Source organism: Sulfitobacter sp. HNIBRBA3233 (genome assembly GCF_040149665.1).
GTDB lineage: Bacteria > Pseudomonadota > Alphaproteobacteria > Rhodobacterales > Rhodobacteraceae > Sulfitobacter > Sulfitobacter marinivivus.
Genome location: NZ_JBEFLP010000001.1, coordinates 353,176 through 367,767 on the forward strand (window position 1 = coordinate 353,176; position 14,592 = coordinate 367,767).

General features: G+C 64.3%; 13 protein-coding genes. 6 read left to right on the top strand and 7 right to left on the bottom strand.

The features are described 5' to 3' along the window. Positions 1 to 2: 2 nt before the first annotated feature. The 6 genes from ABMC89_RS01710 to ABMC89_RS01735 all read right to left on the bottom strand — a co-directional run bounded on the left by ABMC89_RS01710 (position 3) and on the right by ABMC89_RS01735 (position 6,394). Positions 3 to 1,592, bottom strand: a complete 1,590-nt coding sequence (locus tag ABMC89_RS01710) for a gamma-glutamyltransferase family protein (RefSeq protein WP_349564551.1) — start codon at positions 1,590 to 1,592, stop codon at positions 3 to 5. 1 nt (position 1,593) lies between these two features. After that, a complete protein-coding gene (locus ABMC89_RS01715) occupies positions 1,594 to 2,274 on the bottom strand; it encodes a GntR family transcriptional regulator (RefSeq protein ID WP_349564553.1) in 681 nt (226 codons plus the stop codon). A 208-nt stretch (positions 2,275 to 2,482) separates the two neighbouring features. Beyond that, complete coding sequence (locus ABMC89_RS01720) at positions 2,483 to 3,277, bottom strand: SDR family NAD(P)-dependent oxidoreductase (RefSeq protein ID WP_349564555.1); 795 nt, start codon at positions 3,275 to 3,277, stop codon at positions 2,483 to 2,485. Positions 3,278 to 3,304: 27 nt separating this feature from the next. Continuing rightward, positions 3,305 to 4,828: a tripartite tricarboxylate transporter permease gene (locus ABMC89_RS01725; RefSeq protein WP_349564557.1), complete on the bottom strand. Its 1,524-nt coding sequence runs from the start codon at positions 4,826 to 4,828 to the stop codon at positions 3,305 to 3,307. A 10-nt stretch (positions 4,829 to 4,838) separates the two neighbouring features. Next, positions 4,839 to 5,381: a tripartite tricarboxylate transporter TctB family protein gene (locus ABMC89_RS01730; RefSeq protein WP_349564559.1), complete on the bottom strand. Its 543-nt coding sequence runs from the start codon at positions 5,379 to 5,381 to the stop codon at positions 4,839 to 4,841. 68 nt (positions 5,382 to 5,449) lie between these two features. After that, complete coding sequence (locus tag ABMC89_RS01735) at positions 5,450 to 6,394, bottom strand: tripartite tricarboxylate transporter substrate binding protein (RefSeq protein WP_349564561.1); 945 nt, start codon at positions 6,392 to 6,394, stop codon at positions 5,450 to 5,452. A 140-nt stretch (positions 6,395 to 6,534) separates the two neighbouring features. On the opposite strand from ABMC89_RS01735, the gene ABMC89_RS01740 reads away from it, so the two are divergent. Genes ABMC89_RS01740 through ABMC89_RS01750 form a run of 3 tightly spaced genes read left to right on the top strand, consistent with a single transcriptional unit; the run spans position 6,535 to position 9,574 of the window. After that, positions 6,535 to 7,359 carry an IclR family transcriptional regulator gene (locus ABMC89_RS01740; protein ID WP_349564563.1) on the top strand — a complete coding sequence of 275 codons (825 nt, stop codon included), beginning with the start codon at positions 6,535 to 6,537 and terminating at the stop codon, positions 7,357 to 7,359. Further along, positions 7,356 to 8,645 (top strand): aspartate aminotransferase family protein, encoded by a 1,290-nt coding sequence (locus ABMC89_RS01745; protein ID WP_349564565.1) that lies wholly within the window; start codon positions 7,356 to 7,358, stop codon positions 8,643 to 8,645. Before ABMC89_RS01740 ends, ABMC89_RS01745 begins: the two co-directional genes overlap by 4 nt. Beyond that, positions 8,642 to 9,574, top strand: a complete 933-nt coding sequence (locus tag ABMC89_RS01750; RefSeq protein ID WP_349564567.1) for a phosphotransferase enzyme family protein — start codon at positions 8,642 to 8,644, stop codon at positions 9,572 to 9,574. Before ABMC89_RS01745 ends, ABMC89_RS01750 begins: the two co-directional genes overlap by 4 nt. Positions 9,575 to 9,776: 202 nt before the next feature. Here ABMC89_RS01750 and ABMC89_RS01755 read toward each other — a convergent pair whose 3' ends face one another. Then, the gene (locus ABMC89_RS01755) at positions 9,777 to 10,787 is read right to left on the bottom strand and encodes a Hint domain-containing protein (protein WP_349564569.1); all 1,011 of its coding nucleotides are present in this window, start codon (positions 10,785 to 10,787) and stop codon (positions 9,777 to 9,779) included. 369 nt (positions 10,788 to 11,156) lie between these two features. On the opposite strand from ABMC89_RS01755, the gene ABMC89_RS01760 reads away from it, so the two are divergent. From ABMC89_RS01760 to ABMC89_RS01770, 3 genes are all read left to right on the top strand, one after another. Beyond that, positions 11,157 to 11,741, top strand: a complete 585-nt coding sequence (locus ABMC89_RS01760) for an ANTAR domain-containing response regulator (protein ID WP_349564571.1) — start codon at positions 11,157 to 11,159, stop codon at positions 11,739 to 11,741. After that, positions 11,738 to 12,910 carry an ABC transporter substrate-binding protein gene (locus ABMC89_RS01765; RefSeq protein WP_349564573.1) on the top strand — a complete coding sequence of 391 codons (1,173 nt, stop codon included), beginning with the start codon at positions 11,738 to 11,740 and terminating at the stop codon, positions 12,908 to 12,910. The genes ABMC89_RS01760 and ABMC89_RS01765 overlap by 4 nt, the downstream gene beginning before the upstream one ends. Before the next feature lie 253 nt (positions 12,911 to 13,163). After that, a complete protein-coding gene (locus ABMC89_RS01770; RefSeq protein WP_349564575.1) occupies positions 13,164 to 14,525 on the top strand; it encodes a CmpA/NrtA family ABC transporter substrate-binding protein in 1,362 nt (453 codons plus the stop codon). Positions 14,526 to 14,592: the final 67 nt, after the last annotated feature.

The window sequence follows — 14,592 nt, forward strand, 5'->3', positions numbered from 1 at the left end:
GGTCAGTACCCCAAGGCCACGCCGTCTTTGCGCGGGTCCGATCCGCCGAACAGCAGTCCGGAGGCATGGTCGATGCGGATCGCCTGCGCGCCGCCGATGCCGACAGGCACGCGCGCCACATCGTGGCCCATCTCCGCAAGCTGCGCTGCGGCGGCGTCACTCACCCGGCTCTCGATTTCGAGCTTGCCGGAGGAGATGTCGTGGAAGCTGCGCACGCCGTCGATGGCGCCCTGCGGGTCCATGCCGTAATCCACGAGGTTGGAGACGAAATGCGCGTGACCGGCGGCCTGGTAGGGGCCGCCCATGACGCCGAAGGGCATCACGTAGCTGCCTTTCTGCGCAAGAAAGCCCGGGATCAACGTGTGCAGCGGACGGCGTCCGGGGCGCAGTTCGTTCGGGTGGCCTTCTTCCAGCGAGAAACCGCAGCCACGGTTTTGCAGGCTGATCCCGAATTTTTCGGAGGCAAGGCCCGAGCCGAAGGGCCAGAAGGTCGAGTAGATCAGCGAAATCGCCATCCGGTCCTTGTCGACCACGGTGATATAGACCGTGTCGCGGTGCAGCGCCTCGGCGGGCTGCGCCTTGGGGGCGCCTGCCTTGCGGCGGTCGATCTGCGCGGCAAGACGGTCTGCCAGATCATCCGACAGCAGGGCATCGTAATCGGGCGCGGCGGCCTCGGAATCGCCAAGGAAACGGTTGCGCACCTCGTAGGACAGGCGCGTCGCCTCTGCCTCGATATGGATCCGCTCCGCGCTGTCCGGCGCAAGGCTGGCGATGTCGAAACGCTCGAGGATCGCGGCGATCAGCAGGGCGGTCACACCCTGTGCGTTCGGCGGAAGCTCGATCAGGTCGTGCCCGCGATAGGCGCGGCGGACCGGTTCAACCGCAGTCGCGGCGGTGCGGGCGAAATCCTCTGCCGTGTGCAGCCCGCCCTGGGCGCGCAGGGTGGCGACGATATCTTCCATGATCTCGCCCTTGTAGAAGGCGTCGGCACCCTCTGCCGCGATCAGCCGAAGCGCATCGGCCTGCGGCTTGGAGGCAAAGCGCGTTCCGGCGGCGTAGGGCTTGCCACCGTCGAGGAAATGCTTGCGGCCCGGTCCGATCAGCCGCTCTCCGAAGGCCGCCCAGTCCAGCGCGGTCCGGTGGTGTACGGGAACGCCGCTTTCGGCATAGCGGATCGCGGGGGCGAGCACATCGGCAAGCGCCATCTTTCCGCGTGTCGACACCAGTGTCTCGAAGGCGTTGACCGCCCCCGGCACTGTCACCGCATGGGCGGAATCGAGCGGTATGCGCGCGTGGCCGTCGGCGCGCAGCACGCTGGCGTCAAGTGCGGCGGGCGCGCGGCCCGATCCGTTCAGCGCGGTGAAGGCATCGGTCCCGGGCTCGTGGATAATGGCGAAGACATCACCGCCGAGACCGGTCATCGCCGGTTCGCAGAACCCCAGCACCACGGCACCCGCCACGGCCGCGTCCACCGCGTTGCCGCCGGCACGCAGCACATCCAGCGCGGTGAGCGCCGCAAAGGGGTGCGATGTCGCGCACATGCCGTTCTCGGCGTAGGCTGTGGACCGTCCGGGCCCTTGATAGTCATGCATTTCAGTCTTCCTTGTCTGCGAACAGGGGGGCGCCGCCGCGCTCTTCTGCGACGGGCAGAAGCTTTTGCAACGTCAGGTAATTCTGGCCGACGTGTTCGATCATCAGGCTGCGTGCCGCCGTCGCGTCCCCGTCGAGGATCGCCTCGGCGATGCGGCTGTGCTGCTCGTGGGGGATGCGCAGATCGATGATCTCGCTGTCGAAAATAAAGCCGATGGCGCTGTAGGGGCTGACCTTCATCCGCGTCTCGCGCGCGATGGAGGTGATCATCCAGTTGCGCGCGGCACCGTGGATGATGTCGTGGAATTCGTTGTCGATCTCCTGCGCCTCGGGCCCGTTTCCTTCATCGCAGGCCTGCTTGGAAATCTTCATCAGCGCCTTGAGCCGAAGCCGTCCGGCCTCGTTCAGCCGCTGTGCTGCGTAAGAGGCGCACAGCCCCTCGATGTCGCCCATGGCCTCGAAGGCTTCGCTCAGCTCGGCCTCGCTCATCCGGCGGACGATGGCAGAGCGGCGTGGCCGCAGCTGCACAAGGCCGGAGCTGGAAAGCTGCTGGATCGCTTCACGGATCGGCGTGCGCGACACCTGGAAGCGCTCGGCGAGCGCCTGTTCCTCCAGCCGGTCTCCCGGCTTCATCTCTCCGCAAAGGATGAGCTCGGAAATTCTGTTGCGAATGGATTTCTGCATCGGGACACCTTCTCAGTTACCCGATCCGAGCATGAGATCGCACACCAGTCAACATTTTTGTATACAAAAAATGATAATTGTACGCGCAGAGCATGTTTGATGCGCAATATCTGCCCGCAGGCGGGGGTGTCATGCTCTTTCGCGGGGAAGCGGAGGGTGATCCGCAGCGGATCAGTGACGGCAGCCGCGGCAGCGCCGCGACGGTCGGTCAGCCCTGCGCGAAGGCGATCGTTGGCACATCGACAACAGTGGCGCCGCCATCGACGGTCAGCACCGCGCCCGAGATCATCGCGGCCTGATCCGAGCACAGGAATGCCGCCGCCTCGGCCACGTCCTCGGGGCGGGCGGGCTTGCCAAGGGGGACGTCGCGGGTCACCAGATCATAGGCCTCCTCGATCGAGGCGAGCCCCTTGCGCGCCATCAGTTCGGCCATTTCGCTGTCGGCCATTTCGGTCCGGACCCATCCTGGACAGATCGTATTGCAGCGCACGCCACGGGGGCCGTAATCGCGGGTGATGGATTTCGCCAGCCCGATCAGCGCGTGTTTCATCGTGACGTATCCGCAGGCCTCGGGCCCTGCGGCAAGACCGGCGATGGAGGACATCATCAGGACGTTGCCCCGGCGCGCGACAAGGTCGGGCAGGGCGGCACGCGCTGTGACCATGGCGGTGTTGAGGTTGGCCTGAACCGACTTCTGCAAGTCGTCGTCGGAGTTTTCGGTCAACGTCCCGAATCCGAAACCCCCGGCGTTGCAGACCAGAACGTCCAAGGGGCCGAAGCTGTCGTGGATCTTGTCCATCGCGGTGGCGACCTCGGCGGAGGATGCCGCATCCGCCTGCACGACCAGCCCGCCGATGGCTGTCGCGACGGCCTCCAACGGCGCGGGGCGTCGGCCCATCAGCGCCACGCGGGCGCCTTCCTCGGCAAATTGCCGGGCCATGGCAGCGCCGATGCCCGTGCCTGCCCCGGTGATCAGAACCGTCTTGCCGGAATATCGTGCCATGTCGTGCCTCGCTTGCGGTGGGTGGCGTCAGCCCTGCTGGGTGTCGTGCCTGTCGTGATCGTGAGAGCTTTCGGGTGATGTGTTGCGCCTTTCGCGGATCACGCCCCAGATGTGGAACCCGATGAGCAGCACGATCGCCAGCGCCAGCCCTGCCGCAATCGGACGGTCGACGAAATCAAGCGGCGTCTGCACCCGTGCCATGGCCGAGCGTAGCTTGACCTCCATGATCCCGCCCAGAACCATCCCGAGGATGATCGGCACCACCGGCAGGTTCTGACGCTTCAGCACCAGCCCCAGCAGGCCGAAGCCAGCGGCGATCAGGCAGTCCGACACCGAATTGCGCAGGGAATAGACGCCCACGAAGGACAAGGTCAGGATCGCCATGCCCAGAAACCGCGTGGGGATCCGGATCGCCCGCATCAGCAGGTTGGACGAAAACCCGACGAAGACCACGACGATCACGTTCAGCAGCAGCATGGCAGCGAAGAGCGCGTAAATGAAATCGAGCGAATCGCGAAAGAGCGCGGGGCCGGGGACGACATTGTGGACGTAGAACACCGACAACATCATCGCCGTCAGCGCCTCTCCGGGGATGCCGAGCGCCAAAAGTGGGATCATCGCCGCCGCCGGAACCGCGTTATTGGCCGATTCCGAGGCGACCAGTCCTTCCTCGCTGCCCTTGCCGAAGGCTTCGGGCGTGCGCGAGGTCTTCTGCGCGTAGGTATAGCTGAGAAACTGCGCGGTGAATTCGCCCACACCGGGGATCATGCCCATGATCACGCCGGTGCCGGCCCCCGCCGAGGCGATGCGCTTGTGCCGGAAGACGCGCAGCATGGCCGCGAACATGTTGCCCTCGATGCGCTGGCCGTCGGGCGCATGGTCGGGTTGCGACAGCAGCAGGAACGCTTGGCTGAGCGCGAAAAGCCCGAGCACCACGACAATCAGATCGAAGCCCGAGCTGAGAAAATCCAGACCGAAGGTGAAGCGCTGGGTATAGCGCACGGGCTCCAGCCCGACGGTGCCGATGAAGATGCCGAAGGCCGCGAGTGCGCCGGCGGCAAAGGTCTGCCCGCGATGCGCAAGCACGACCAGCACGATACCCAGAAGTGCCGCAAGAAAGATTTCGCGCGAGCCGAAGAGGGGCGCGATCTTGGCCAGAAGCGGCGACAGCAGGATCAGCGCAAGGATCGACAATGCGCCGCTGACGAAGGACGCGCCATACGCCAGCCCGAGCGCGCGCAGCGCTTCGCCCCGCTGGGTCATCGGGTAGCCGTCGTAGGTGGTCAGCGCGTTCACCGCCGTGCCCGGCGTGTTGATCAAGATCGCCGGTAGCGACCCGCCGTACATCGACGATCCGTAGATGCCCAGCAGCATGGTCAGCCCGACGATGGGCTCGAAGGAGAATGTGGCAGGCAACAGGATCGCGATCGCGACGGCGGGGCCGACGCCGGGGATGGCGCCGATGATGACCCCGCCGATCGATCCGATCAGCAGTGCGACCAGTACCTCCCATGTGGACAGGATCGCGAGGCCGGACAGAAAGGTTTCCATGCAGCGCTCCTCAGAGGTAGGTCATGACGAAGGTGCGCAGCGGCCCCGTGGGCAAAAGCTCGTAAAGCGCGCCGGAGGGGATCCGGACCTGAAGCCCGGACTTGAACACCACCACGACACCGACAGCCAGCGCGAGTGCCGCGAGCGACCAGCGCATCCCGCGGTAGCCCAGCCGGTAGGTCAGCAGCAGCGTGAAGGCGATGGTCGAGGGAAGATAGCCCAACCACGGCACCAGCAACACGTAGACCATGAACCAGACGACGTATTCCACCGCCTTGAGGCATTCGCCAACCTCCGCCCAGCGGCCGGGAATCCGTTCCGATACCAGCGCGCCGATCAGGTGCAGGGCGGAAAATAGCACCATCGCGGCCACCGCGACGGTGGGCCAGAATGCGGGCTGCGCGAAAAGCTGCACCCGCGCGACCCATGTGGTCTGGCCCGGCAGGTTGACCGCAAGGAACAGCGCAAAGGCGAGCGACAGCGCCGCCACCAGCAAATCGCCGGGCCGCCGGTAGCGTTTGAAGAGATCCTGAAGGGTCTGGGTGCGCACCATGGGCATCTTCCTGCGGGGCAGGCGGGGCCTTGCGACCAATGCGGCCAGAGGCCCCGCCTGCCGGGAGCTTACTGTTCGAGGATCGCGGTGATCCGTCCGAGCGTCGCGGCATCGTCCTCGATCCGCTCCGCGGCTGCCTCGGCGCCGGTCCAGTACAGCAGCGCGCCGGTATCGGCCGCGATCTGCGCCACCCGGTCAGAGCTCATCACACGCTCCGCAACTTCGGCAATCTTGGCGCGCACGTCATCGGGCGTGTCCTTGTGTACGAAAAGGCCGTTCCAGAGGCTTGCGCCCAGCTCGGGGACCAGCTCGCCGACGGTGGGCACGTCCGGGGTCAGCGGGATGCGCCGTTCGCCGATCGTTGCCAGCACGTTGACGTCATCGATGCACGGCAGGATCGATTGCAGGTTGGTGTTGATCACATCCGCGTCGCCGGAGGCGAGCGTGTTGCAGTCCAGCGCATCGAAAGGCGTATCGGCGGCATAGGCCATGCCCTGCACGTTCGCCATTGCCAGCGTGACCTGCGTGGGCACGAGAAACGATCCGAAATGGCCCAGCACGACCGGGTTGTCCTGCGCGTATTCCACCAGCCCCGCGATGTCGGAATAGGGCTGGGATTTCGATGTCGCGATCACGAAGGGATAGGTCAGGAAGATCCCGACAGGCTCGAACGGGTTCGGGTCAAGCGCGGGGATGCCGACCATCGGGCCGACCAGCGGCACATCGATCACGAAAGAGCCGATGGTATAGCCATCCGCCGGTGCGCTCGCCACTTCGGCAGCACCGGGGAAGGGGCCGCCGCCGCCGCCGGGCTTGTTCACCACCGCGGCGGGCACCCCGTAGGTGGCCTGGAATTCGTCTGCGATCAGACGGGTGACGATATCTTCGAGATCGCCGGGCGGGAAGGGAACGACAAAGCTGACAGGCTTTTCGGGGTATTCGGCCAGTGCGGCGACCGGGCTCAGGGCGGTGGCAAGGGCGGCTACGGCCAGTGTTCTGATCTTGGGGGCCATTGGTGAGTCCTCTGTTGGTGTTTTTTGCTTGAGTGTCATTATTTGACACCTTAGTATCAAAAAATAATGCATCGTGACCGCTGCCCTGTCAACAATGGGTTTGCGCGGCGCGGTGCGTATCGGCAAACGAGGGGGCGAATATGGGCACAATCACGAAGGCGCTCGACCTTCTTTCGCATTTCAACTCCGAGCGGGGCGAAATCGGGCTGGCGAGTTTCGTGCGCCTCAGCGGCGGCGACAAGGCCACGGTCCGCCGCCATCTGGTCGAGTTGGAAAAGAACGGCTTTATCGACAAGAACCCGCAGACACGCGGCTACCACCTCGGTCCTGCGGTGCTGCGCCTCGCGTCGGTGCGCGAGAAGCATTTCCCGGTCCGCACCGCGGTGATGCCGGTCGTTGATGCCATGGCCGCCGATCTGGAGGAACTGGTGCACGCGTCCTTGCTGCAGGGCCATGTGATGTCGCCGGTCTATCACGCGGATACGCTGCGCCACGGGCTGCGCGTGATCTTTGACGAGGCCGAGATGCTGCCGCTGCATGCCACGTCGTCGGGGCTGGCCATGATGGCTTTCGGACCTGAAAGCGTTCTCGACCGCGCAATCGCGGGGGGCTTGTCCTCCTACGCGCCCAACACGGTGATCGCGCAGTCCGACATCCTGCATCTCATCAGCCGCTTCCGGACGCGCGGCTACAGCTTTTCGGACGGTTATTTCACCAAGGATGTCATTTCCTTCGGGATGCCCTTCTTCGGCCCCGGTGGCGATGCCATCGGCACGCTTGCGGTTCCGTTCCCGCGCTCGCGCTATACCGCCGATCTTGCCGCCCGCGTGCTGGTCGCCCTGCGCGACGGATGCCGCCGCATCACCCAGTCCTGCGGCGGAACCGTCCCCGAGGCGCTGGACGCGATGTGGGACAGGTTGCCGGACACAGTCACAGAAATCGATATCGAAGGACCCGTTTCATGAACCGAACTACCGAAGAACTGCTGGCCGACCGGGCACGGCTGCTGGGCCCGAACGTATCGACGTTCTATGACGAACCGGTTCATTTCGTGAAAGGCGAGGGCGTCTGGCTGTGGGACGCGGAGGGGCGCAAGTACCTCGACTGCTATAACAACGTGCCGCACGTCGGCCACTGCAATCCCCGCGTGGTCGAAGCGATCCACCGCCAGGCCGCGACGCTGAACACCCACACGCGGTACCTGCACGACGGCATCCTCGACTACGTCGAACGGTTGACCGCGACGATGGATGCATCGCTCAGCACCGCCGTGCTGACCTGCACGGGATCCGAAGCCAACGATATCGCGCTGCGCATGGCCGAGGGCATGACCGGCAAACGCGGGATCATCGCCACCGACGCGACCTACCACGGCAACACGGCGCTGGTCAGCCAGCTCAGCCGGTCGAACGTGCCGGCGGTGGGCTTCGACCTCGACCAATACTTCCGGTTCGTCGCGGCCCCCGACAGCTATCGCGCCCCCGACCGGGACGGCACGCTCTTTGCCGCGGCAGTCGCCGAGCAGATCGAAGCGCACGAGGCGTCGGGCACAGGCTTTGCCGCGCTGGTCGTCTGCCCCTATTTCGTGAACGAAGGCTTCCCCGACCTTCCCGACGGGTTCCTGAAACCCGCCGCCGAGGTCGTGCGCCGCGCGGGCGGGCTGCTGATCTGCGACGAGGTCCAGTCAGGCTTCGGGCGCACCGGCTCCCACCTCTGGGCGCACGAGAAGATGGGCGTGGTCCCCGACATCGTGACGCTGGGCAAACCGATGGCCAACGGCCACCCGGTAGGCGGCCTCGTGACCCGGCCCGAGATTCTGGCCACCTTCCGCAAGGGCTACCGGTATTTCAACACCTTCGGCGGCAACCCCGTGTCCTGCGCCGCCGCGCTGGCCGTGCTGGACGAGATCGCGGACAAGGATCTTGTCGGCAATGCGCAGACCGTCGGCACCCATGCCCGCAAGCGGCTGGAACAGCTGCAGGCGAAATACGAGGTGATCGGCAATATCCGCGGATCGGGCCTGATCTTCGGCGCCGAAATGGTGACCGACCGCGACACGAAAGAGCCCGCCAGCGCCTTTACCGACCGGGTCATCAACGCCATGCGCCACCGGGGCATCATCCATTCCAAGCTCGGGCGCCACAAGAACACGCTGAAGATCCGCCCGCCGATGCCGTTCTCCATCGAGAACGCCGACCTTCTCTTTGACACGCTGGACGAGGTTTTGGCCGAAACCCCGGTCGAAGCGTGACGGAGGCCGTTCAGAAGGCGTTGGCCCTCTGGGGCTTGGAGGGTGCCTCGGTCCATCTGGTGGCGGCGCGGGAAAACCGGGTCTACCGGGTCAGCACGGACAGCCGGACTGTCGCGCTGCGTCTGCACCGCAGGGATCATCGCACGGACGCGGAACTGTGGTCCGAGCTTGCGTGGATGCACGCCGTGTCCGAGGGCGGATTGCGGGTGCCGACGCCGGTCCGCGCGACCGGTGGTGAATTGCTGCATGTGGTCGACGGGATCCAGATCGATGTGTTGAGCTGGCTGTCAGGAACACCGGTGGGCAAGACAGGCACGCCGCTGCCCGAGGGCGACCAGCCGGGCCTGTTCCGCGCGATCGGCAGGGATATGGCGCGCCTGCACGACATTTCGGATCGCTGGATGCCGCCCGACGGGTTCGTCCGGTGCAGATGGGATCGGGAGGGGCTACTGGGGCAGGACCCGCTCTGGGGGCGGTTCTGGGAAAACCCGTCGCTGTCCGGTGAAGACCTCGATCTGTTCAAGGCGGTGCGGGAACGTGCCGACCGCATGTTGGGGCAGGCGGAAGATGACCTCGATTTCGGTCTTATCCATGCCGATCTCGTGCGGGAAAACGTGCTTGTGGATGATGGGCTGCTCTACCTGATCGATTTCGACGATGGCGGCTTCGGCTTTCGGCTGTTCGATCTTGCCACCACACTTCTCAAGAACCGGTCAGAGCCGGACTATCCCGCGTTGCGCGACGCGCTGATCTGCGGATACCGCGAGGTCCGCGCCATCGACACCGGATTGCTCGATTTGTTCGTGCTGCTCAGATCGCTCACCTATGTCGGCTGGGTGATACCGCGCATGTCCGAGGAGGGATCGAAGGAGCGCAATGAACGCTTCGTAAGGGACGCGCGCGATCTGGCGCGGCGCTTTCTTGAGTGAAACTAGGCCCTGTGTGCGAGGGCAGGGGCGGGCTTCGCTTGTCTTCCGATCATGGTAATCGGCGTATCGGGACTCCCCTTGCGGAAAGCGTCTGCTGTGGATGTGTGACGTGCTTGCCCGAGGTTGCGTGAGGCCGCGACCCTATCCCAGCCGCCAAGAATTCCGAGATGAAAGTTGTTCGAGTGTCGGGCCGCCTCGGGCGTCAGCCTGGCTGGAAAGCCATGCCGATCGCGCCCGAATTCAGCAATTCTCTGGTCTGGCGCACGGTCTGGCAGGCGCGTGCCGGTGGACCATTCAGCGGGAAGCTATCGGCGCATGGAAACAGGGCCCGCAGCGCTTTCCTGTCGCGCCTCGGCAAGCCTTTTACCACCATCGGCCCCAGCAGCAGGCTCTCTGTCCAGGCGCCGTTGACCCGCACGATCTGGTGGCTGGCCAGAGCGAAATGATGCCAGACCATCTTCTTGCACCCCTTCATCTGTCGGACCCCGCGCATCCCGAGAAGAGCCTTGGCCGGCACCAGAACTTCGGTGCCCTGATTTCCTTCACCCCGCGCCAGCAGCAGGCGGTGCTGGGGGGAAACGATAAGGTCAGCGCTGGCACCGAAATGGCCCGCGCTGATCGCAATGGGTCTGTCCGAGAAATCTTCGTGCGTGAAAAACTGTTCGCGCCGGTTGGTCCAGACCACCGGCTGCATGCCGTGATCACGGGTCAGCACCCGCTCGCCCGGCACCAGAGCCTCGACAGGCCGCGCGCCGCCTGGACAATCGACCATCATTCCCGGAGCGAAACAGGGGATGGTGCCTTCGTTCGGCGTGGACTGGGTATAATAGCTTGCCCCGCCATCGTCGGATTGTATCGATTGGCCGCTTGCCGACGAGACACCGGCGTATGTCGGTGTCTGGCCCACGAGGGGGCCATTCGTCGCCGCGACCGGCGGATCGTAGAACGAGAGATATTGAAGCGCCGTGCCAGTCTCGTCCACGATGCCGATCGAGGCGTTTACCGATACCGTATTCGTGAAGAGATACACGTCCTTGCCGGCGATTGTCGTCGTCGGTGCAGGAAAGGGCGCGGCATAGAGAAAGTCGCCCAGCTGGTTGTAATACGCAAGGGTCCAGCTGCTGACATCGGTGCCGGCGGCGACGGCCACCTCGATGAAATCGGTGGGTGGCGAGCCGGCATAGCTGGCTTCGGAAATATAGGCCGTGGGCACCGTATGCGACTCCCGGTTTCCTGCCCTCCCGCGCAGGGGGGCTGATTCCCGACACCATCGCAAATAGGTCTTCACATGGCGTTTATGCCGCGTGGCCCTGCGGCCCCGTGCTTTCGCGGGCCTCCCAGGAAGCGGCTGAAAGGGCGCGTGCGTGACCTGCGGGGCCGGTGGCCATCAATTCCGCTCAGCGGCAATCGGGGATGCGGTGGGCTCTACAAGGGCCGGAGATCCCCAGCCGCGTTCGGAAATTGCGTAACGCCTGACAGGCGGTCAGGGGTTTGCCTATTAATCAGGCAGCACGATTTCAGCGGAGGGCTTTCCTCGCGATTGGCGTTGGAAACCGTGAGTGTTGGCTTCACTAACTTGCAAATGACTTCCCAGCTTTCAATCGTTGTCGTCGAACAGGATGCTGACCGCGCCTATGAGATTGTCGCTGCCCTGAAAAATATCGGGATGGTCACGATCAACGTCGTGTCGGAGCGTTCCGGACTGGCCGCCAAGATCAAGGATTTCAATCCCGACGTCGTGCTGATCGACGTCAGTGATCCGTCGCGTGATATGTTGGAGGAGTTGACCATCGCCTCTGACCCGATGAGCCGCCCGGTCGCGATGTTCGTTGATAACGACAGCCGGGGCCTCGCGAAGGCCGCCATCGAAGCGGGCGTGTCGGCCTATGTTGTCGACGGGCTGAGCCCCAAGAGGTTGCAACCCGTGCTGGATGCCGCGATTGCCCGTTTCAACATGTTCGGCAGGTTGCGCAAGGAACTGGAGCAATCCAAACGCGCCCTCGAAGAGCGCAAGGTGATTGATCGCGCCAAGGGCCTGTTGATGAAAGCGCGCAGCATTGACGAAGAGGCCGCCTACAGCCTGCTGCGCCGCAAGGCCATGGATGAGGGGCGCAAGGTGGCGGAGGTCGCGCAGGCGCTGGTGACGGCGGCGGACCTGCTGTCATGACGCGCCTTGCGATTGGGTATGTCCCGCTGCTGGATGCGGCCCCGCTGATCATTGCACAGGAAATGGGGTTCGCCGAGGAGGAAGGCCTCGCGCTGTCGCTGCATCCCGCGCCGTCGTGGTCATCCGTGCGCGACATGCTCAGCTTCGGGACGGTTGATGCCGCGCATATGTTGTCGCCGGTGCCGATTGCCTCGGCGGTCGGGCTGGGCGGCAGTACGGTGCCTTTGTCCGTGGTGTCGGTCCTGTCGATCAACGGCACCGTGGTTGGCGTGTCCAACGCATTCGCCGACAAGATGCGCGCGGCGGGCCATGATTTCGGGTTCAACGATGCGACCGCCGCAGGCAACGCTCTGATCGCGGCAGCGCAGGGAAGGCTTCGCATCGGTGTGCCGTTTCCGTTTTCGATGCACTCGGAGCTTCTGATCTATTGGCTTTCGGCCCTCGGTCTGCCCGCGCCGCAGAATGTGGATATCCGCACTGTTCCGCCGTCCTCCATGGCGGACGCCCTGCGCAGCGGCGAAATCGATGCCTTTTGCGTGGGCGAACCCTGGGGCTCTCTGACCGTCGAGGAGGGCGTGGGCACGCTGCTGCTGCCGGGCAGCGCGATCTGGTCCTGTTCACCCGAAAAGGTGCTGGCGATGCGCACCGGCTGGGCCGAGGAGAACCCGATCATCAGTGGCAAGCTGATCCGGGCGCTGGTCAGGGCAGGACGCTGGATGGTCGAGCCCTCGTCGCACACGGTCACGTCCGAGGTGCTGGCGCGGCCCCAGTTCCTGAACCTGCCGGGCGAATTGCTGGACCGTGGCCTCACCGGGCGTTTGATGATTTCCGCGCAGGGGGATCAACGCAGCGTGCCGTCGTTTATCGAGTTCCACGATGGCGCTGCCACCTTCCCATGGCGGTCGCAGGCGGAATGGATCGGGCTGCAACTGGCGCGGCGCACGGGCCTCGACCGCGCGCAGGCCGTTCGCTTGGCGAGGCCGGTGTTTCGGTCCGATATCTACCGCAATGCGCTGGCCGAATCGGGCATGGATGTCCCCGGAGCTTCCAGCCGTGTCGAAGGAGCCTTGTCCGTTCCGACACCGGTTGCTTCGGCTCTGGGGCGGCTCACACTTCAGCCAAACCAGTTTTTCGATCGCCGTATTTTTGATCCCGATCTGCCGGACTGATTATTTTCGCGGCAGAAATCCCGGCGACTTTCTGCATTGCAGAATAAATTTCCCCCTCCCGCGACAAGATCCTTGCCTGCAACCTCAGAGTGAGTCTTCCTAGGGTTCAAGACAAACAACGACGTTTGTTGTGGAACACCCCCAAAGACTGGGACCCGTGAGCAAAGCCGCTCGAACCTGTGCATTCGCACGGGATCGAAGCGGCTTTTTTGTTTTTCCGGGTCACGCCCGGACACTCTGAGAGGATGACCAAATGCACAAACTTCTTCTGTCACTTGCGGCGACAACCGCGCTGTGGGCCCCCGCCTGGGCGCAGAACCTTGAAACCGACGAACTGACCTTCGGCTTTATCAAGCTCACCGACATGGCCCCGCTGGCCGTGGCCTATGAGCAGGGGTATTTCCTCGACGAAGGCTTGTTTGTAACGCTCGAAGCGCAGGCAAACTGGAAAGTGCTGCTGGACGGTGTGATCGACGGCACGCTGGAGGGCGCGCATATGTTGGCCGGTCAGCCGATTGCCGCGACCATCGGTTACGGCACGCAGGCGAACATCGTCACGCCGTTTTCGATGGACCTGAACGGCAACGGCATCACCGTATCCAACGAAGTCTGGGACATGATGCGCCCGCATATTTCCAGCCGCGAAGACGGCCTGCCAGAGCATCCGATCAGCGCCGCCGCCCTCAAGCCCGTGATCGCGGATTTCGCATCCCGCGGCGAACCCTTCAACATGGGCATGGTGTTCCCGGTTTCGACACACAACTATGAGCTGCGCTACTGGCTGGCCTCGGGTGGCATTCACCCCGGTTTCTACAGCCCCGAAAACACCTCCGGCCAAATCGCGGCCGAAGCGTTCCTCTCCGTGACCCCGCCACCGCAAATGCCCGCCACGCTCGAGGCCGGGACCATCCACGGCTACTGCGTCGGAGAGCCATGGAACCAGCAGGCGGTGTTCATGGGGATCGGTGTGCCAGTGATCACGGATTACGAGATCTGGAAGAACAACCCCGAGAAAGTCTTTGGCATGACCGAAGAGTTCGTCGAGGCAAACCCGAACACCACCAAGGCGGTCGTGCGCGCCCTGATCCGTGCCGCCATGTGGCTGGACGAGAATGACAACGCCAACCGTCTTGAGGCCGTCGATATCCTGAGCCGCCCGGAATATGTGGGTGCGGACGCCGAAGTGATCGCCGCCTCGATGACCGGCACCTTCGAGTACGAAAAGGGGGATGTCCGCGAAGTCCCCGATTTCAACGTCTTCTTCCGCTACAACGCCACCTATCCCTACTACTCGGACGCGGTCTGGTACCTGACGCAGATGCGCCGCTGGGGCCAGATCGCAGAGCCGCAGACCGATGCGTGGTTCGATGAGGTCGCCAAGAGCGTCTACCGCCCCGACATCTATCTGGCCGCAGCGCGCAGCCTTGTGGACGAAGGGCTCGCGAACGAGGCCGACTTTCCCTGGGATACGGACGGCTACCGCCCTGCGACCCCCGAAGGCGATATCATCGACGGCGTTGTCTACGATGGCCGCACCCCCAACGCCTACATCGACAGCCTGACCATCGGTCTCAAGAGCGGCCAGACGGTCGTGGGTGACCAGGTCGTCAACTAAGCGCGTGCGGCCGCGCATCCGTTGCGCGGCCCCGCCACCCTCATGCCATGCCCAGACTGGAGCCAGA

What these genes read in the sequence shown, in the direction of transcription:
- ABMC89_RS01710 (WP_349564551.1), bottom strand. Translation starts at nt 1,592, where the DNA reads ATGCATGACTATCAAGGGCCCGGACGGTCCACAGCCTACGCCGAGAAC.
- ABMC89_RS01715 (WP_349564553.1), bottom strand. Translation starts at nt 2,274, where the DNA reads ATGCAGAAATCCATTCGCAACAGAATTTCCGAGCTCATCCTTTGCGGA.
- ABMC89_RS01720 (WP_349564555.1), bottom strand. Translation starts at nt 3,277, where the DNA reads ATGGCACGATATTCCGGCAAGACGGTTCTGATCACCGGGGCAGGCACG.
- ABMC89_RS01725 (WP_349564557.1), bottom strand. Translation starts at nt 4,828, where the DNA reads ATGGAAACCTTTCTGTCCGGCCTCGCGATCCTGTCCACATGGGAGGTA.
- ABMC89_RS01730 (WP_349564559.1), bottom strand. Translation starts at nt 5,381, where the DNA reads ATGGTGCGCACCCAGACCCTTCAGGATCTCTTCAAACGCTACCGGCGG.
- ABMC89_RS01735 (WP_349564561.1), bottom strand. Translation starts at nt 6,394, where the DNA reads ATGGCCCCCAAGATCAGAACACTGGCCGTAGCCGCCCTTGCCACCGCC.
- ABMC89_RS01740 (WP_349564563.1), top strand. Translation starts at nt 6,535, where the DNA reads ATGGGCACAATCACGAAGGCGCTCGACCTTCTTTCGCATTTCAACTCC.
- ABMC89_RS01745 (WP_349564565.1), top strand. Translation starts at nt 7,356, where the DNA reads ATGAACCGAACTACCGAAGAACTGCTGGCCGACCGGGCACGGCTGCTG.
- ABMC89_RS01760 (WP_349564571.1), top strand. Translation starts at nt 11,157, where the DNA reads ATGACTTCCCAGCTTTCAATCGTTGTCGTCGAACAGGATGCTGACCGC.
- ABMC89_RS01765 (WP_349564573.1), top strand. Translation starts at nt 11,738, where the DNA reads ATGACGCGCCTTGCGATTGGGTATGTCCCGCTGCTGGATGCGGCCCCG.
- ABMC89_RS01770 (WP_349564575.1), top strand. Translation starts at nt 13,164, where the DNA reads ATGCACAAACTTCTTCTGTCACTTGCGGCGACAACCGCGCTGTGGGCC.